The sequence below is a fragment of the Paenibacillus sp. J31R34 genome, assembly GCF_059383715.1.
The window spans coordinates 397717-418023 of sequence record NZ_JBXENU010000006.1 but is presented as its reverse complement, the minus strand read 5'-3'; the positions used below and the strand labels follow the sequence as shown (position 1 = coordinate 418023).

Sequence of the window (20307 nt, the reverse complement as noted above, 5' to 3'; positions counted from 1 at the left end):
AGATTATAGATATTTGTAAACTAATAAACAGTAATGAAAAAGGTGTCGCTTGTAATCATAAAACGAGACGCCTATAATCTTTTACATTAAGTAAATTATACTACAGACTGTCAATTAGTTGAAGTCGAAAGGATTGAGTAAGATTAGTACAAACCCTGTTTTTGACAGCAGCTCAATTAAGAAAGGACCCCTATTGTTCGTTTTAATCGTAGGGGCATTTGTCGCCGTATTAAATCAGACCATTATGAGTGTCGCGCTTCCCCATTTAATGGTCGAGTTTTCAATTGAGGCTGCCGTAGCCCAATGGCTGACTACTGGGTATATGCTGGTTAATGGCGTGCTCATTCCGATTACGGCCTATCTCATGCAGCGTTTTACGACACGCGAGCTTTTTCAATCGGCCATGGTTATTTTTCTCGGAGGAACCATACTGGCAGCGATAGCGAATTCATTTGAAATATTGCTCGTTGGACGGCTGATTCAAGCGGCTGGGGCCGGTATTATCATGCCATTATTGATGAATGTAATCCTAACCATCTTCCCTCCAGACAAACGCGGGGTTGCGATGGGTGTCGTTGGTTTAGCTATTGTTTTTGCACCAGCTGTTGGCCCTGCTATCACGGGTTATGTAATGGAGGAATACAGCTGGCGCACGATGTTCCAGGCGATTATTCCTGTTGCTGCTTTAGTCATTATTCTTGCTCATTTTTATTTGAAAAATGTGGCTGAGCGCTTGTTCCCTAAGCTCGACGTATGGGGAATGATTTTCTCAACCATCGGCTTTGGAATGGTGATTTATGGGTTCAGCAAGGCGGGCAGCCTAGGGTGGTCCAACACGGAAGTTGTGATTTCGCTAACAGTGGGGATTGTTTCCTTGGCCGTGTTTACGTGGCAGCAGCTGCGCTCTAGCAGTCCGCTGCTTGATCTCAGGGCATTCAAATATAATATGTTCTCCTTAACGACTATTATCAATATCGCTGTCACTATGGTGATGTATGCTGATATGATGCTGCTTCCCCTATATTTGCAAAATGCGCGTGGATATACAGCACTGGAATCGGGCATGCTTATGCTGCCTGGCGCTCTGCTTATGGCACTGATGATGCCCGTATCCGGGAAGCTGTTTGACCGCTTTGGTGCAAAGTGGCTGTCGATTGTGGGCATGATCATTACAATCGGAACTACGATTGGATTTGTAAATTTGACGGACTCAACCAGCTATAACTACTTGCTGCTGATGTCTACGGGACGAAGGATCGGGATGGCACTGTTCCTGATGCCTATTACTACAGCGGGCTTGAACCAGCTTCCTGCCAGACTGAATGCGCACGGAACGGCTATCTCTAATACGATTAAGCAGGTGGCTGGCGCGATTGGTACCTCCTTGCTCGTAACCGTCATGACGTCGAGCACTAAAACCCATCTGACGGATACGATGGTGAGTAGCGGCACACAGACGGCTTCCAAGGAAATGATGATACACGCTAACATTCAAGGCATTAATGACGCCTATCTTGTTATCGTTGGAATCGGCCTCATTGGACTTGTGCTTTCGTTCTTTATTAAACGGGTCAAGCAAAGTGAAGTGGAAGGCGTTAAGATGCCGGTAATAAATAAAGTGCCAGCTGCAATCGGGCACGCTAAAAAACTAAAAAACACCTAATAGAAGAGAAACTCTTCTTATGGGTGAAAGGCATGTCATGCAAAAAAAAGGCCGGGAACCCACTGAGGGGTTTCCGGCCTTTCTGCGTACATCTTGCTTCCATTAAATCTAAACTCCTGCAGGCTGATCAGGAGATGGCGTTGGTGCGGAAGGTACCGTTGGTGGCGCAACTGGCGTTGGCATTAGAACGGCTGCCGAAGGATCGGACAAGGCATTCGCACCACTATTGGCTGCGGAAAGCACATATACACGATAGTTGGTGTCAAACGCTAGTGGCTGTCCGCTCACATCGAGTGTGCTTTTGGATAGCGTTAAGATAGCTTCAGCTGGCGACAACGTATAGTTGCCCGATGCACTCGCCGCAGCGAGGTTGAAGCTGCCAGCATCAGCGTCTTTAACGATAAATACGCGATATTGTGAGATATTTCGCCCATCAGCCGGTTTCGTGAAGGATACTTGAATATCCTGACCGCTTGCGAGCAGGGTTGCATTAACCGCTGTTGCTGCTGCTGCCGGAGGTAGCGGTACAGGCAGTGTAGTAGGCGCAGAAGCGGAAGACAGCGCATTGGTGCCTGCTGAGCTGCCGCCGCCAATGGACAATACAAACACTTGATAGCTGACGCCAGCTTGGATGAACTCCCCGCCTGTATCGCGTGTGTTGCGAGTAAGCACTTTGCTTGGTGTATCGCTTTTATTGACTGCTGTAAAATAATCAGGCTGAGTAATCCGGTTCGCTGTTGTCAGATCAAAACCGCCAGCATTCGCACTTTTGACGATGAAAATACGGTAGTGATCAATATTGCTTTCATCCACAGGTTTTGCGAAATCAACCTTGATATCTTGACCGCTATTGTATTCAACTGCAACGACATTAGCTGCCGCAGATACGCTCTTAGTGGTCGTCAGGGTAATAGCTGCTGAACCGAGGGACAGCGCATTGGTGCCAGCAGAGCTGCCGCCGCCAACAGACAATACAAATACTTGATAGCTGACATTATTTTGAATGAGATCGCCGTTAACATCCCGGGCAGTTGCAGCGAGCACTTGGCTAATATTGCCGCCTGTCTTAGCTACTGTCGTGTAATTATTGGCGTTGCTCACGGCGTTAGCCGCCGCCAGATTGAAGCTGGCTGCATTAGCAGCCTTAACTACGAACACACGGTAGTGGTTCAGGTTGGTTTCATCAGCTGCTTTAGTGAAAGCAACGAGCAAATCCTGTCCATTGTTAAGATCGTTTACGTCACTGATAGCAACATTCGCTGCTGCTGTTACAGCGCTAGCTGACAGCGTAATGGCTATCGAGCTGCTGGAAAGAGCATTATTGCTGGTTGAGCTGCCATTTCCAACCGACAAAACGAATACCTGATAGCTGACGCCATTTTGGATAAGCGCTCCATTAACGTCGCGCGCTGTCGCAGGCAATACTTGATTAATATTGCTGCCTGTTTTGGAAACGGTCGTATAATAGCTGGAATTCGTTATACTGTTCGCTGCTGCTAGATTAAAGCTGCTTGCATTTGCCGTCCTAACGACGAAGATACGGTAATGGTTTAAGCTGCTCTCATCGCCAGCTCTAGTGAACGAAACGCGTAAATCCTGACCATTGTTATAGTCGCTCACGTCGTTTACGCCAACATTGGTTACACTGCTAACCCCTGTACTATAAAGAGCAATACTGGAGGAGGCAGTGGACAAGGTGCTGGAATAGGTGGAGCTGTTATTAGTAACACCCATAACGAATACGCGGTAGGCAACGCCATTAATAATGGAATTTCCCTTCACGTCTCTTGCGCTGGAAGAGAGGATTTGGCTGTAGCTGCTGCTGCCAGTTCTAGAAATATCCGTATATCTTCCCGACGATACGTTATTCGCCTCTGATAAATTAAAGCTGCCATAATCGGCCTCTCTTACTACGAAGATCCGGTAATAGCTAATCCGGGACTCATCCGATGCCCGATTAAAGTTAACGCGCAAATCGCGTCCGTCCCCAAAGTTGCTCACATCGGTTACGCTCGTAATGGCCGGCGTGTATCCGGAGGAGGAACCAAGCGTCACAGACGAAGAAGCCGAGGACAAGGTATTAGTAGTTGTGCCGACGCTGCTGCTCATAGAAAGAACATAAGCCGTATAGGCAACGCCATTTTTAATAAATTCCCCCGAACTGTCCCTTGCCGAGGAGCTGAAGCCTGTACTCATCGTACTGCTGCCTGTTTTGGAAACGGTCGTGTAATAGGAGCTGTTAAGCGTATTTGCTGCTGCCAAATCGAATTTGGACGCATTAGCGGTTTTCACAATGATAACGCGGTAGCTGGAAATGTTACTTTCGTTGGAGGCCCGGTTAAAGCTGACCGAAAGGTCACGACCGTCGCCGAAGTCGCCAACATCGCTAATCCGTACATTCGATGCAGCATCAACCGTCGATTTGACGCTCAGGGTGATGGATGCGGAAGCGCTGGATAGCGCATAACGATCGTTATTGCCAACGGTCAAAATAAATACTTTATAAGGGAGATTAGAGCGAAGCAGCGCCCCGTCTGTATCTCTCGTTTGAGCCGTTAGTACATTATTTTGGTATGCAGACGATGTAGGCACTGCCGTATAATTCGTACCGCCTACAATTTGTGCTTTAGCCAAATTAAAGGACGCAGCTTTATCTGCCGGAACGACGAGTATACGGTAGCTGTTCACATTCGTCATGTCGGATGGAGGTGTGAAATTAACTTGCATATCTCTTCCATCCCCATTTTGGCTAACCGTGGACACGCTCACCGAAGTAGCTGCGCCAATACTTACGGATGCAGCTGTAGTAATGCGTACACTTCTTGCTTTTGAGTCCCATTTGACATCTTCGCCAAGCGACTCGCTGACGAAGCGGACAGGGACGACGGTTCTTCCTTTAATGGAACGGGCTGGGGCATCCAGTGTAACGGTTGTATTGTTAATCGTAGCCGTTCTGGCACCCAGTTTAAGAACAACGGTCGTATCGCCTTTTGTGGCGGTTACCGTTTTGGTTTTTTGACTCCATAATACTTTGGCATCTAAAGCTTCAAAAATCCCGCGCAAGGGCACAAAGGTGCTGCCTGAAATAATAATAGCGGGTTGATCGGTTTGCAGCACTTGCCCATCGATATAAATTTTAATATCGGTTGTTGCTGCCTGCGCTACAGGCTGAAGTAACACAAAAAACAGCGTTGCAAAAGCAGCTAGAGCGGAAACCATTTTTCTCATAACGTTCATATCCCCTCTGGATCGTTCTTCCATCATTTTCTGGATCGATAATAAGACGTAGCAAGAAGGGTAAAAGTTTCTACTTATTCATATTTTGTTCATAAAAAGTCTGGAGCTGAGAATAACGGAAGTATGAGAGATTTGAGATGTTTCACTTAGAAAATATTTTTTTGTCGGAGTTTGTCATTTTGCTGTCATTGGGGTGGATTATACTGAACTGGAATCGTGAGCAGGAAGGTTGCTCATTGAACAGCATGTCGAAAACGAGAAAACACAGGGGAGTGAAAGATTCATGTTAAAAGGTTGGTTTAAAGTAAAAAAGCAAGGGAAATCTAGCTTCACCGTGTTGTCTATGATGTTGGCGCTGGTCGTAGCGCTGTCTGTGCTGCCAAGCGCGGCTTTGGCTGCTCCAAGCCCGGCTTCGGTGAGCCCAAATCTCATTGCAGTTGCCTTGGAGACAAACAGCGGAATCGTTACACAGGATAAAGTAAAAGTGACGGGCCTTTATAATTCAAATAGTACAGTAATATGGTCGACCTATGGAAAGGCAAGTGCAGAGGTGGCGCCTGAAACAGGAACATTGTTCAGCACGATTGCGGGTTCTTATAGTTATAACCTGAACTATAATCCTTTTGTACCGGCTGCTGCGGGCGATATCCTTTCTATCGTTGAAGTGGATGCTCAAAGCGGAGAGGTTGTAGGCTACACTTCACTAGCGGTTGGAGCTAATCATATTGGTACGGTGGCTCCTATGGTCGATCGGAACTATGTTTTCCCTGGAATACAAGCTGGTTATAATCAATTTTTGCAGGGTGCCAATTTTTACGAAACACCCAATGGAGTAACGCTTAGCAACTTCATAAGCTCTGATACAGCTATAGCTTCCGTAAGTCCAAATGGTTGGTATTTTTATATTAATGGGGTTAGCACAGGTACTGCTACTATAAGCTTTGATGCTGCAGACAATCGGACAGGGGATAAGATAAGAACAACCATGCCTGTTTCGGTTGTGTCATTTCGCCAGCCATATCTAGATAATAATGAAGATTACTATTTTACTGGAAAAGCCTTAACGTTATCGGTTAATCCTCCAAACGCACAATGGGTGCCTGGCTCTATTGAAGTAAATGGAGTGGCTGTACCAAGCGAAAGCTATACTTATACACCTGGGGTTTTTGGTCAAAGTGACGGCGAAATTGTGCTGCAAGCCAGCATTCTGTCAGAAGGTGACAATAAAATCGTTGTGAAGACCTATGATACGATAGATGGGGTGTACGAGATTACTCTTCATCAATCCGAGCATTCCTACTATATGAGCGAGCCTCTTATTGACAGAGCGAGCGGCGGACTAACCGCATCCGTCAAATTCGTGAGATACATCACTAACAATAGTTATAATGATCAAGCGACAGTCATTTTTCAGCTTATGAATGGCGATGTACCTGTGGACACCGTTTCGGTGACGACTGACAGGTTGAATAGCTATCAGACGAATCGCGCACATTTCAATTTAGCGGATGCGGCAACAAACCCGAACTACTCGGTACGCGTTTTCCTCATTACAGGAGACAATGCTGATCCGAGCAACCTGGGCTATAATCTTGTAACAGAAGTGGATGCAACTGAGTTTGAGCAGCGTTACCAAGAATGGCGCAACTGGGATTAATAAGGGATAGGAAGAGCGAGTAGCCTTTATTTTAATTGAATAGAAAAGAGGTATGTCTGAAGTGAGAATACGTACATGGAGCTTAACTTTAATCATTGGTCTATGCCTATCGCTGTTTCCCAGCTCCTTATGGGCCGCTGTAACGGTAAGCCCAGTAGCAGGAAATATTCATCCTGGCAGTCAAATTAACATTACAGGAACCTCAGACCTGTCCGAGGTTATTATTAAAGTGTACCGTCCGGACCGCAGCATTCTATACTTCAATGTTGCTAAGGTTAACAACGGCACGTACAGCGATACTATTACCCTTGGGGCGAATGAAGTAGTCGGTACGTATGAGATTAACGTTGGGCAAGCCGACCAAATTTCATCGACTAATGTGGTGGTAACAGAAAGCGAAACGACGGCTAGCCCTGTGGCAAACCCGGCAAGTGGAGCGGTTGCAGCGGGAACAGGCGTGACGCTGAGCAGCTCAACAGCAGGCGCGGCTATTTATTACACGACGAATGGCAGCAATCCAACGACAAGCAGTACGTTGTACAGCGGGCCCATTGTCGTTAGCAGTGCGCTGACGATTAAAGCGATTGCTGTTGCTGCGGGCAAAGTAAATAGCGAAGTGATGAGCGCAAGCTACACGATTGCCGAATCCCCGAACACGGGCGGCGGTGGCGCTGTTGGTGGCGGCGGCTCGACGGCTGTACCTGGCACGGACAAGGTCATTTCTACAAACGGCAATTTGACGCTTCCAGTAGGCAGAACGGGCGAGGTTAGCTTGAATAGCGAAGTAGTCGTCTCGATTCCAGCTAATGCGTCAGCGAAGGAACTGAAAATTACGATTGAAAAGCTGCAAAATGTACAAGGCCTACTGACAAACCAAGAGGTATTGGCTAGCTCGGTCTTTGAAATTCTGAAAAACTTCACCGAGAACTTCAGCAATCCGGTTACGTTGACGTTTACTTTCAACAAAGCCAGTCTGAAGAGCGGCCAGAAGGCTTCGGTATTCTATTTTGACGAAGTGAAGAAAACATGGGTAGAGGTTGGCGGAACAGTTAGCGGCAACCAGATTACGGTAGCGGTGAATCATTTCACGAAGTATGCGGTTATGGCTGTAGCTCAGCCTATCGTCGATCCTGTGAATCCAGCTCAGGAATTTAATGATATTGCTGGCCACTGGGCGGAAGCAAACATTAAGAAAGCGATAGGCGCAGGCATCGTCAGCGGCTATCCGAACGGCAGCTTTAAGCCGAATGCAACGGTAACGCGTGCAGAATTTGCAGTCATGCTGATGAACACGCTGAAGCCGGAAGCGGAAGGCGCGCCGCTGACCTTCACGGACACAGCGACCATTGGCGCATGGGCGCAAAAAGCAGTCGCGCAAGCGGTGCAGGCTGGCATTACGAAAGGCTATGCTGATGGCGGATTCCATCCGAATGCTCAAATTACGCGTGCGGAAATGGTAGCGATGCTGGCAAATGCAGCAGGCATTCCTGCGGATGCGAATGCGGCAACTAGCTTTGCAGATGATCAGGACATTCCAGCATGGGCAAAAAGCGGTGTGGCTTATGCGAAGCAAGCTGGCATTGTACAGGGGAAAGGCGATAACCAATTCGCGCCTGAGGCCTATACAACAAGAGCGGAAGCAGTAACGGTTTTGCTGAATATTTTGGCGCTGCAAAGCAAATAACGTGATTGAAGCCATAACATGTTAACAAGCAAGCAAGCAAGCACACAAACAAATAAGGCAGTCCCTCATATAGGGGCTGCCTTTTCTATTGGAATGGCAATACCTAAAGGTCATTAATCAACGGAAATTTGGATAATAGGGTTCAAAATCCGTTCAGAGCGGTTTGTTAATATTAGTTTAGCTGGAAGCTTATAGGCTTTTAAAGCTGGGAAAATGATTTGTTGATTGTATTAGCATAGCTTTCTGTAACTAAAAATTAAATTCAAGGAGGCGAAGGGATTGGCAACTGAAACGAATAACATCAGTGGAAACAGACCTGTTCAAGAGCATGTCGAACGTAATTGGACAGCAAACCAAATGCAGTATTCGGACGTCCAGCGCGTACAGAAAGGAGAGACGGTTTACTTAACAGCTAATGATTTTACTTTAACCTCGCAATATTTATATGATTCGTCTGTCCACTACTTCATTCATGCGGATACAATTCACTTAGCGGGCAAGCTAGAGGTGAAGGGAAGAAATATTATAATTAATGCTCGTATTATTTCATCGGACGGGGAAGTCATTATTGATACATCGGCCGATAAGACGACACGGGTAGATGATTTTAAGCCAGGAGCAATTTTAGTTGAGAAATCTCAAGGTCTAGGTGAACATGGCAAAAGTGGCTCTAATGGACGAAACGGCGGGCAGGGCCCCTCTGCTGGCTCTATTTCATTAGCAGCAGAGAAGTTCAATTTGGGCGGCCAGCTAAAACTCATTGCAAACGGTGGCAACGGCGGTCGTGGACAGGATGGCGGAGGCGGGGGCGAAGGTGCAGAAGGCTCAGAGGGAGCGGATGCCAAGGCAGGTTTTTCTGCTGAGGATGCCATCGTAGGAGGTAATGGTGGCAATGGTGGTAATGGTGGAGATGCAGGCAAATCAGGTAATGGAGGCCATGGAGGAACTATTTTTGTAGGCTATGTTATTCCATCCAAAGAGCATTTCATTACAATGGAGAGCAATGGCGGATTGGCTGGCGAGCTAGCAACTCCGGGAAAGGGAAACGTAGGGGGCAAGGGTGGTATAGGCGGCCGTAAATTGCGTTTGCCTCCTGCAATGGAGGAGAATAAGGATTTTTGGAATTCTTTGCCTCTACCAGCTTTTTCAAAATATATTCTAGGTAATGAACGCGAATCAAGCGGAAAGGAAGGAAAAGTAGGAAAGGATGGACAGCCTGCTGTTCCCGCTTTAAATGGACAACCAGGACTTTGCGGCATCAAAAATGATGGACAGCCTGCGGCTATTCAATACAAGCATTTCTATGGAGCTGTGGAAGCCGCGCAGCTGCTAGAGAGTAGTCCACATGTGGATCATCTTGAGCCTGAGCTGCAACCCATACGTTTAATGGATCAGCGTTTATTCGGGACATTGGAACAAAAAACACTTACCCTGCATACGGCTGGCATAGCGTATTTAGCGGGGAATGAAGATAAAATTGAAGAAGCAGCCACGCTGCTCGACTGGTTGCTAAAAACGCTTCCGGATGCCGCATGGTTTGATAAGCTTCAATATGTTATGGAGCAAGAGGAATTGAAAACAGAGCATGATGAGGAGAGCAAGTCATTCATTCATTTTGGCAAACAAATGCAGTCCACCTCACTCCAGTGGCTTGTATTGCGCAACAAGACCTCCATTTTAGTAGCCCAGCTTAGTCAAGGTCTCGATTATTTTGGGCACCCATGGAACTGGGTTCCCCTTATGCCGCTTGACCGCTATTTGTTGCTGGGTAATAATCTCATCACTGCGGCTCAGCAGGCAGAGGATTTATACAAGGATTATTTGCGGTTCCAGTCCAGTCAAGACAGTCGGGTTGCTATTATAAAAAAAGCGCTGGATACCTCCATTAAAAAATATAAGGAGATAGAGAACCGCAGAGAGGAGCTCGTTAATGAGCGAGAGAAGCTCAAGCGGGATATAGATACAAAGCTGGCTGATGTAAAAAGCAAAGGCGAAGCTCTCCAGAAGACCGCGACCGATTTTGTTGAGGCTTTGCGTAGAGAACTGCGATTGGATTCGTTAAAGCTCACAGTGGAATTAATCATAACGGGAGTCGCGCTGGCGACGGGTGCTGCTCCTGTAGTAGTCGCTCTAAAGTCTGGCGGAGCAATTGCCTCTGCTATTAGCAATTTGGGGAATGAAGGCAAGGCTACTGTCATTAATGAAGGCGATAAGAGTGATAGGGCTAGGGCAATCAAGAAAGAGAAAAAGGAGCAAGAGAAGGAGCTTTCAAAAGCGCTTGGCAATGTTAAAAAGACGGCGGCTGCCGGGTATACGTTATATAAGCAGGGCGGAGGCCTTGTAGATCTGTCCAATCAAATAGATGGCGCGAAGAAGGTGTTTGGATACAACTCAACCTTAATAGCAATGTCCCGTGAGGAATTTGAGGAAATGCTTGCGCCGGTATACAGCAAGGTTCCGAATGCTGCCGGACAGTATCGTAAGGATTTTAATGAATTTCTGAATGTAGTAGAGGATTATCAAAGCAAGGTGCTTGCGTACAATGGACTTTATTTGGAGGATCAGAGGCTTGCAACGGAGCTAATCAGAATTCATGCCGAAGACGAGCGCTTGCGCCACAGGCTAGGGGACAATGACGACGAGAGCCTGCAGCTGTTCCATTCGTTTATTTATGACTTGTACAGTCAGGCTAAGCTTGCCTTAATTGATTTCCTCTATCAGGAGTATCAAGCTTACAGGTATATGATGCTTAGCAATGTCCGCTTTCCTAAGATTACGGGCAGTCATGTTGCGGAGCTAAGTATGGCCCATGCCGAGATTACTAGCCAATTAACAAAAGCGCTCAATGCCTCGGAAGGCCCAACGCAGCCCTTTACCGATATCAAATTCATTTTTAACGAGGATAACTTCCCTGAGCAATTTCAAGCTTTGCGCGAGGGAAAAGCGGCGGTCTTCTCCATCTCGCTTAATAACCAGATCATTCGGGAGAAAATAGCTGGAAAAGCGCATTTGGTAGTGAGCGATTGCTCAATTGAGCTGCCAGGAGCACGCCTATCCCAAGGCGATGTGCATGTCCAATACACACACTCTGGCTCGACTGCATTTTTGGATCGGTACGCTAAGCGTCATGATTTTATTCATAATAGTACCCTCGGTTTCTACGAATACGAGGTTTCCTTTCAAAAGGGGCGCGGCGCAGGCGGTATGGTGGAAAAATACAAACCTAAAGCTGGAGGCGTAGTCGGGGACGATAAAAACCGAATTTTGCCGGGGCTGCTATCGGTGTGGTCCATTAAGGTGCCTACGGTCGATTTGGCTAATATGCCGATGAATGATGGGGTCAATCTGGACAACGTCAAGAAAATCGAGATGACGCTGAAGGGTAAATCAGAAGCTTATTCAGATAAAGCGCCGAATAACCGTTTGCGCGCATTTGAGCTTCCAGCTAAGCCAATACAAACGGTTCCTGATCATGATCTCTTTGCAGTGGCCGACGTTCACGAGCAAGCTGACGAATGTATTGTGATTGAGCTATAAGGGGTAAGACACAAGCCAGTCCGTTCGCGGACTGGCTCTTTTTTTATATTCTTTTTCCGAGTCTTCTGATAAGATATGAAGTGCACCATAAATGAATAATCTGCTACGGGGGCATTCAGCCATGCAAAACAACTTGTACTTATCCGCGATGCTCTTGGCAGCCACCTGTTGTTCCCTCATTATCTGCTATCTTTGCTTCAAAAGAAGAGAGCTTCCCATTGCCATTAGCTATGGACTAGGGATGATGACGGGTACCTTTTACACCTTCGGCTATGCTTTTGAAATCGTCAGCGATTCTTTGGAGGATATCCGGTTTTGGTTGCATATTGAATACATCGGTATTCCTTTCGGTACCATTTTGTGGTTTATTATGGTCCTGCAATATACCGGCCGCCAAGCGCTGGTTACCAAAAAACTCGTCATCCTTCTTCTATTCATACCCTTCATTAATTTTCTAGCCCACCATACCAATGAATGGCATCACCTCTTTTATACAAGCATGACCCTAGATCTTTCGGAAGGCTTCCCGCTAGTTGTTTTGGAAAAAGGGCCTTTCTATAAGCTTCATGTCGTATACGCCTATTCATTTTTTGTCATTGGCATGATTCTTTTGATTCAAATGTTCTTTAAATCGGCTTCGCGGATGAAAAAACAAATCGCGCTCATGTTTATTGGATCGTGGGGTCCATACGGCTTCACTCTCGTTTATTTAAGCGGTATTCTTAACATCCCGTATGATATTTCTCCATTTGGATTTCTAGTCTCCGGCCTATTCTATATGTGGGGTATTTACCAGTTTAATATGTTGAGGCTGGCTCCGCTGGCGCTGCAAAAGGTTTTCGCCTCCATGCAGGATGCCGTTATGGTCTTCGATCTGGATAACTCGCTAACCAGCTTTAATGAATCGGCAAAAAAAGTTATAACCGGCCTCCGCAATAGCTGGATTGGACAGCCGGCCACCTACATATTCGCACAGTACCCCATTCTACTTGAAAAAATAGCTCAAGGCCCCGCTGTTGATCCTAAAGTCCAGCTTGCCAGGGAGGGCGATGAACGGTTTTATAACCTCCATCTCTCCTTCATACACGATAACCGGCGCAGACCTGCCGGCAAAATGCTGTTATTAAGTGATGTGACCGAAAGCGTTCGCAACGAGGAGCGGCTGCAAGAAAATGCAAAACAGCTTCAGGAGCTCAATACGTTCAAGGATAAAATGTTCAGCGTAGTTGCCCATGATATACGTGATCCGCTCGCCGTATCGCTGAATCTAGTGGAGCTGATGGAGGACGAGCTGCAGGAATACGGGGGCAAGCATGATGAAATCGTTCAGGAGATGGGGCAGCAAATTCAGAAGACGTTTGCTCTCGTAGAGAGCCTGCTCGAATGGTTTCGCAGCCAGCGGGGCGGCATGGTGTTTAATCCGGTGGTGCGGGATCTTCACCAGACGGTACAGCTGAATGCGCGTCTCTTGCAAGTTCGCAGTGAAAGCAAAAGCATTCGTATTATATCGGAAATTCCGCAGGAGACGTTTATTTTCGCCGATAAGGAAATGCTTGATCTCATTATAAGAAATCTGCTGTCCAATGCGATTAAGTTTACGGATTACGGAGGCAGCATTCGTTTAAGAGCGGAGCTTGCAGAGGGCAAAATAGTCGTATCGGTTAGCGATACAGGCGCGGGAGTGCCAATGGAGCAGGTGGATTCGCTATTGCAGCAGGATGCTTACCCTGTGCCTTCGATAGGAACCGCGGGTGAGCGTGGCGTTGGATTAGGCCTTACTTTATGCCGGGAGTTCGTGCACTTGAACGGGGGCGAGATTTGGTTCGACACGGCGCCTCAGCAGGGTAGTACGTTTTATTTTTCATTGCCTCTACCTCCACTAGCACCAGCTTATCCCCATAAACAGTCGGAAAGGAGAGGGACAGGATGAAGGTCATCATTATCGATGACGAACTAGCCATGCACTTGATTATGAATAGAATGCTGGGCAAAATAGACGAAGTTGAAATCATGGGCAGCTTTCAGGATACAGCTGCGGCGTTCTCTTTTTTGCAAAATCAGGACATCGATATGATCTTTATGGACATTAACATGCCAAAGGAGAGCGGGCTGGAGTTTGCTCAGCGCTTGAGGGAGCAAGGCAGGCGGACGAAGCTGGTTTTTGTGACCTCGCATAAGGAATATGCACTGCCTGCGTTCGGCGTCTATGCTTACGACTATATGGTGAAGCCTGTCGTACTGGAGAGGCTGAGACAGACCATCCACAAAGCGATGTCCGAAGGTGCTTCAGCTGTGCTGCCCGAGGAACAGAAGGCCGCCCCGGCCAAAGTGCTGTTCAATTGTCTCGGTAGAATGGAAATCCGCAGCGCCAGGGATGAAATTATTAAATGGAAGACGAGTAAAAGTGCTGAGCTGTTCGGCTATTTATCGCTGCATAAAGGCCGCCTCGTTTCGCGGGCACGGCTAATTGAGGATATTTTTGGCGGTATGCCCCGAAAAAATGCCGAAAGCTACTTGAACACAACCGCCTACCAGCTGCGAAAGCTGCTTGAAGCGAATGGACTTAAGGGGAGCTTGCACTCCGATGGTGTTCACTATGGTCTGAATTTGAATGAGGCGCGCTTCGATATGTTCAGCTTTGAAGAAGGCTGCAAGCTAATAGGGCCGATTCATGATGGAAATATCGAGCAGGCGCTCGAGCTGGAGCAGCTTTATGTCGGGGATTTGTTCGGAGATCGCGCCTATCCTTGGGCATGGAGTGAGATTGAGCGTTTCTCACAATTGTATGTTGCCTTCTCCCAGCGGCTGTGCAGCGCCTTGCTTCTTAGAGGGGATACGGCTATAGCCATCCGATTGCTCACGAAACAGTCTGCTATAAATGAGCTGGATGAAGAGACAATAAAGCTGCTGATGCGTGCCCATTCTCTACAGAAAAATAAAGAAGCATTAGTTCAGCAATATATTAAATTTGTGGATATGCTGCATCATGAGATGGGTGTCAGCCCGTCGCTTGAGGTTACTATACTTTATGAGCGGCTGCTGCGGGAACTGAATACTTACTGGAAGCAGCATGATGGAAAGGATATATAGAGAAAAATCTGAATTATTTGTATAGATTGGAAGACAGTGTATTCATTGTGTGATACAATAAATCACTAAGCTGACCAAATTTATCTTGCTTTATAAGAGGAGTATAAAATGAAAAATTTCGCTGATGTGCTCATTGAAGAAATCATACATAAAAACTCTGTATTAGTAGCAGGGTTAGATCCCGATTTGCAATACTTCCCGGATTATTTGTTGGATAGCGGTGAAGTGAGCGACCAAAAGGCTGGTGAGGCCATTTATCATTATAATCGAATTGTGATTGATGCAGTGGCCGAGCATGTAGTAGCTGTAAAGCCACAGCTAGCTTATTATGAGGTTTATGGAAGCGAGGGAATTCGTGCATTAGAGAAAACGATTGCCTACGCCAAATCGAAAAATTTAATCGTCATCAATGATGCAAAACGTGGAGACATAGGCTCCACTTCGAGTGCATATGCAAAGGCATTCCTTGGAAATGGCTCCCTTGCAGGAGACATGGTTACCGTTAACCCCTTTCTGGGCAGCGATGGTTACCTCCCTTTCATAGAGGAAGCTGGAAGAAACGGAAAAGGTTTATTTTTACTAGTGAAAACCTCTAATCCCTCTTCGCATGAAGTACAAGATGTAAGGCTGGAAAGTGGAGAATTGCTCTATATTAAAATGGCTGATGATATAAACAAATTAGCGCAGCAAACACTGGGAGAAAATAATTACTCCTTTATTGGTGCGGTTGTTGGGGCAACTTACCCAATGGATGCTGTGAAGGTGCGGAAAGCATTGCCGAGTTCTATTTTTCTAGTTCCAGGTTTTGGTGCACAAGGCGGAACGGCTAATGATTTAAAGCCCTTTTTTGATGCAAAAGGTTTAGGCGCCTTGGTTTCCTCATCCAGAGGCATCGTCTATAACGGTGCAAAGGAAGAGAAGAAAACAGACGCGATCCTCTATGAGTTTATTGCGAAGGCTGCTAGAGAGTCTAAAGATAAAATCAACGAGGTACGGCTTAGCCATTAATTATTTAGCTGCTTATTAAATTTTATGATGAATTAAAGTGCAAGGACTTTGTCTCGGAAGCGGAGATGAAGTCCTTTTTTTTCATTAAAATACACCATAGGAAAGCCTATTGAATTGACCACTAATAAACATATGAAATATTAACCAATTGTAAAGGTATCTGTTTACATATTTTCCGATTTATAATATTAAGAGTCATTTGTTGGAATAATTAGCGAAGAAGGGGTGAAGAATCGTGGTCAGTCATATTGTAATCAATCATGTAGTCAAAGGGAAGATTCATACCATCTTTGGGACGATGGACTTGTATCGTTTTAGTATAACGGATCTTTTGCAAGCGCCTTCAGAATCCGTTGAACACCTAGCAGTAGTAAAACGCAATGGAGTAGATTGGGAAGGTCCAGTATTATGTCGTTTTAACTCGGCTTGTATAACAAGCGAAGTGTTTAATTGCACTCGATGTGATTGTAAATGGCAGCTGGACAAGGCTATGGAGTTAATAAGTGCTGAAGGACAAGGGATTATTACCTATCATGCCTCTCATGAAGGACGAGGCTTTGGTCTGGCCACGAAGCTTCTTTCTTACAATAAGATGGATGAAGGACTTGATACGGTCGAGTCGTATTCCGAATTGGGAACGGGGATGGAGGATGCTAGAAATTACAGAGCGTCTATCGCAATACTCAATCATTTTAACATAACTGAGGTTAGGCTTATAGGGAATAATAGAAAGAAATACGAGGCCACACGCAACGCAGGTATTCAAGTCGTTGATAGATTTGCTCTAGTTTATGACGGAACCGATCAGAAAGTTCTTAAATACTTGAATAATAAGTCGAAAGAGCCTGAGCAAGATTTATTAAGAGATAGAATGAAAATAAATGTATAAGGGTGATCTATTGGATAAAATTTTAATAACGGGATCTGGAGGGGGCATAGCTTCAGAGCTAATAAGGCAGTTAAAAGAGCGGGACGTTCAAGTAGTTGGTATTGATTTGAAGACTAGCTGTACAGCGGTGGATATTCCTATACATTGCGATCTAAGTGATGAGCAGCAAATAAGGAAAGCATTCGATTTATATAAAGATGATTTGAAAAACATAACGGGTATTGTTCATTTGGCTGGAATATATCCTAACCTCAGTCTTTCGCAATACGATGTATCATTATGGCAGAAAGTTCACGCTGTGAATGTAACCTCTTTATTTATTATCGTGCAATTATTGCTAGAACAAGGCTGTGATCGTTTACGCAACATTATTTGCACCTCAAGTACAGCTGCTAAAGTGGGAAGTCGCGACCCTGCGTATGCATCATCGAAAGCAGCACTTCTGGGACTATCAAAAAGCCTTAGCCTTTCGCTTGCTCCGAAGGGAATAAGGGTTAATTCCATATTGCCTGGAATTATAGATACAGATATGTCAAAGGTACAAACCTTAGAGAGGCGCGACTATCATCGAAAAAAAACCTTGTCAAACACAATCGGCAGACCTGAAGAGGTTGCCAATGTAATCGCTTTCTTACTTGGTGACTCCTCCTCCTATATATGGGGGGCTTCAATAGATATTAATGGAGGTATGACATTTTGAGTGGACTATTAATTGCAATGTGCGGGTTGGACGGAGCAGGGAAGACGACACAAATCGGTATGCTTACTAAATGGTTAGAACATAATAATTTGCAATTGTACAACACAAAGCAACCAACTGATCAATATAGAAATGATCCCAGAGTGCGGTCCTATCTTGATAATGGGCAGGTCCATGACATGCGGGTGATTGCGATGCTGTCTGCTGCTGATCGAATAACCCATATGCATGATTTGGAGCAGCGTTTGGACTCGGGCGTTAATATTATATCTGACCGCTATATTTACAGTTCCTATGCCTATTTCAAAGTTCGGGGTATGTGTATAAATGATATTAAAAACCTTTATGGTTCAATACGCAAGCCAGATTTAACTGTTTTTTTAGATATTAAGCCGGAAATCACCATTAAGCGAATACAGGCCCGAGATGGGCATCTAAAATATGAAGAAAAAGACCCGTCTATTTTTATTAATGTAAGGGAAGCTTTTCGAACGGTATTACCTGAGGATGCTTTAATTATGGATGGGGAAAGAGCTCCCCAAGATATTCACTCTGAAATTGTATTAAATGTGAAAAAAATCATTAGTGCAAAGGGAGGTTATTCGTATGGAATTAAATAAATTTGTTGAAGTTGTAGATCGTGCATATACCTTAGAAAGTAAAGCGGAGTTAGAGCTAATGTGCGGCTTGCTAAAGGAACAGGTGAATTTACAGAAGGTTACAGAATGGCTTTCAGAATTGCGTCAAGAATCTGAAGATCAATTAGGCAATTTAGCGTCACTCATGGAAATTCATCCTTTGGGATTTGAAAAATATGTATTATGGAACAGCGAAGATTCCGGAATTCGTGGTCGCTTGCATTACTGGCCGCAAAATAAATGGCCTTTTGAAAGTATACATGATCATAGGTTTAATTTTGCAGTCATCCTATTATGCGGTGAATATACCCACGAAGAATATGAGGTCACGGAGCTTGAGATGGATAAAGTAGAAATTGAATTAACTCGCAGCTCTAAGGTAGTAGAGGGCGACACTTATTTTTTTGAAGCGGGCAGCTTTCATCGCGTCATTCCAAGTAATGAAATGACGCTCTCCTTAATCGTTAGAAGCAAGGCGATATTACCTTTTTCAAGGGTGATAAATCCAGACGATTTAAAAATGAGAAAAGCTTATGGTAATGTGAAAAAGTTTAAAGATAGACTTCTAACACTTGAAAACGCCCTAATATGATGGAGGATATATGAAATTAACTAGAGAGCAAGCAGCATTATTAGAAGTGTCAAAAAGTGTGATAAATAATCATCAACTAGCGGCTGATTGTTTTCAGGATATAGATTGGTCTATTTTAATAAATTTGTTACAGCAGCATAAAATTTTTGCCTTAACCTATGACAATATAGCTCCTATCCTACCTGATAGCTTAAAAGAATCATGTGAAACCATATACCAAAACCATGTGGAAATTATCGATGAGAGAATGAATGAGATTAAATTATTATTTGATAAAGCCAGAGAAATGAATGTGAATATTGTATTAAACAAAGGCATCGCTTTATCAATCCTCATCTATGACGATGCTTATAAGAGGGACTCTCGGGACATCGATTTACTCATTGATGAAAACGAGATGTATGAAATTAATGAGCTGTTAAATGTATGCGGCTTTCATAGTGCCATAGGAAATAAAAATACGTATCACATAGACAGGAAGGACCCAGACGATTTCTTTTATTTGGATAAGCCTATATTGAAAGCTCCGGAAAGTCATGAATTTTTCGAGTTTTGGAAACAGACCCATTCTGGAAGATACGTTGTACTTGAGACGGGAAGGCATCTGCATCAATCCATAAAAGAGATCACATCCTTTCTGGAATCCACTCAATTTATTCCTATCCAGGGCAATGAAAATGTAAAAACCCTAGATCTCGAGCATAGCTGTATTGCCTTGCTTGAAAATGCATTCAATGATGCTGAGGGCTTCGATGAGCGTATTCCAGCCCTTAAAAACTATATTGATATTGTCATGTTCATGAAAAAATATGAGCAAGCAATGAAAGGGGATAACTTAAATAAATGGTTGGCTAAGTATGAATTGAACAGAGAGTCTGCTCTGGTTATAAAGCAAATTAAAGAGATATTTGCCGGCACCGATCTTTCATTTCTTGATTGTATAAAAATAGACGAGGCCATCCATCATAATCCATCATTTTATGAATGGGATATCAGCATAACAGAGAGATTATTTCTTGATGCAGAGCAGCGTAAGAAAAAGATCGCTTTAATGAGTAAAAAAGCAGCTTTTAGCGATCATAATAAAAATTATTGCGACCCCATAAAAACAAACGATCGCCAGTGGCGGCAGTTGTTAGTAAACGATAATAAATTTGATCTGCGCTATACCTTTGAATATGAGGAAAATCAACTTATACTCCGTTTGAACCTTTCCGAAGCAACATTAAATAGCCTTACTGAAAATCAGGAAATCATGATTTTTCTTATAAATCCCAATCTGGAATGCCCAGATTATTTCACCCATCAAGTCATTATTCGCAAAGAAAATAATAGGCTTCAACCCGTTGAAAGATCTAAATTTGACCATGCGGGAGAAGAAGATGTCCTACAAGGCTGTTCTGATTTTCAAAATGATAATGGGAGCTTGCTCATTTATTTGCCTTATGAAAACCATGGAAGTGGCGATTATATTGGATATATGATAGGGGTCATAGATAATTTGCTAGGCAGAATCCCACATTGGCAAACGGCGCCGCCGTACCAGAAGGATTTTTGGATCAATATGCCCGTTTTAGAGGTTGTGAATCATTAAGTGGAAAAATGGGGGCGT

General features: G+C 44.7%; 13 protein-coding genes. 12 read left to right on the top strand and 1 reads right to left on the bottom strand.

Annotation, left to right across the window (positions count from 1 at the left end):
- Positions 1-142: 142 nt before the first annotated feature.
- Positions 143-1663: a DHA2 family efflux MFS transporter permease subunit gene (locus AC50YG_RS18950; RefSeq protein ID WP_494828808.1), complete on the top strand. Its 1521-nt coding sequence runs from the start codon at positions 143-145 to the stop codon at positions 1661-1663.
- Between the two features lie 108 nt (positions 1664-1771).
- Here AC50YG_RS18950 and AC50YG_RS18945 read toward each other — a convergent pair whose 3' ends face one another.
- The gene (locus tag AC50YG_RS18945) at positions 1772-4891 is read right to left on the bottom strand and encodes a stalk domain-containing protein (protein ID WP_494828624.1); all 3120 of its coding nucleotides are present in this window, start codon (positions 4889-4891) and stop codon (positions 1772-1774) included.
- Between the two features lie 292 nt (positions 4892-5183).
- Here AC50YG_RS18945 and AC50YG_RS18940 point away from each other — a divergent pair, with 292 nt between their 5' ends.
- From AC50YG_RS18940 to AC50YG_RS18890, 11 genes are all read left to right on the top strand, one after another.
- Positions 5184-6557 carry a hemoblobin-interacting domain-containing protein gene (locus tag AC50YG_RS18940; protein ID WP_494828623.1) on the top strand — a complete coding sequence of 458 codons (1374 nt, stop codon included), beginning with the start codon at positions 5184-5186 and terminating at the stop codon, positions 6555-6557.
- A 61-nt stretch (positions 6558-6618) separates the two neighbouring features.
- A complete protein-coding gene (locus tag AC50YG_RS18935; RefSeq protein WP_494828621.1) occupies positions 6619-8241 on the top strand; it encodes an S-layer homology domain-containing protein in 1623 nt (540 codons plus the stop codon).
- Between the two features lie 279 nt (positions 8242-8520).
- Positions 8521-11778: a hypothetical protein gene (locus AC50YG_RS18930; RefSeq protein ID WP_494828619.1), complete on the top strand. Its 3258-nt coding sequence runs from the start codon at positions 8521-8523 to the stop codon at positions 11776-11778.
- A gap of 121 nt (positions 11779-11899) precedes the next feature.
- Positions 11900-13708 (top strand): sensor histidine kinase, encoded by a 1809-nt coding sequence (locus tag AC50YG_RS18925; protein ID WP_494828617.1) that lies wholly within the window; start codon positions 11900-11902, stop codon positions 13706-13708.
- Positions 13705-14868, top strand: a complete 1164-nt coding sequence (locus AC50YG_RS18920; RefSeq protein WP_494828615.1) for a response regulator — start codon at positions 13705-13707, stop codon at positions 14866-14868. The genes AC50YG_RS18925 and AC50YG_RS18920 overlap by 4 nt, the downstream gene beginning before the upstream one ends.
- A gap of 108 nt (positions 14869-14976) precedes the next feature.
- Complete coding sequence (pyrF, locus tag AC50YG_RS18915) at positions 14977-15876, top strand: orotidine-5'-phosphate decarboxylase (RefSeq protein ID WP_494828613.1); 900 nt, start codon at positions 14977-14979, stop codon at positions 15874-15876.
- A gap of 235 nt (positions 15877-16111) precedes the next feature.
- Complete coding sequence (locus AC50YG_RS18910; RefSeq protein ID WP_473755983.1) at positions 16112-16765, top strand: GTP cyclohydrolase II; 654 nt, start codon at positions 16112-16114, stop codon at positions 16763-16765.
- A gap of 10 nt (positions 16766-16775) precedes the next feature.
- Positions 16776-17465 (top strand): SDR family NAD(P)-dependent oxidoreductase, encoded by a 690-nt coding sequence (locus AC50YG_RS18905; protein WP_494828610.1) that lies wholly within the window; start codon positions 16776-16778, stop codon positions 17463-17465.
- Complete coding sequence (tmk, locus tag AC50YG_RS18900; protein ID WP_494828608.1) at positions 17462-18085, top strand: dTMP kinase; 624 nt, start codon at positions 17462-17464, stop codon at positions 18083-18085. The genes AC50YG_RS18905 and tmk overlap by 4 nt, the downstream gene beginning before the upstream one ends.
- Entirely contained in the window at positions 18072-18695 is a 624-nt protein-coding gene (locus AC50YG_RS18895; RefSeq protein ID WP_494828606.1) for a hypothetical protein, read from the top strand. Before tmk ends, AC50YG_RS18895 begins: the two co-directional genes overlap by 14 nt.
- 10 nt (positions 18696-18705) lie before the next feature.
- Positions 18706-20289: a nucleotidyltransferase family protein gene (locus AC50YG_RS18890; protein WP_494828604.1), complete on the top strand. Its 1584-nt coding sequence runs from the start codon at positions 18706-18708 to the stop codon at positions 20287-20289.
- Positions 20290-20307 lie beyond the last annotated feature (18 nt).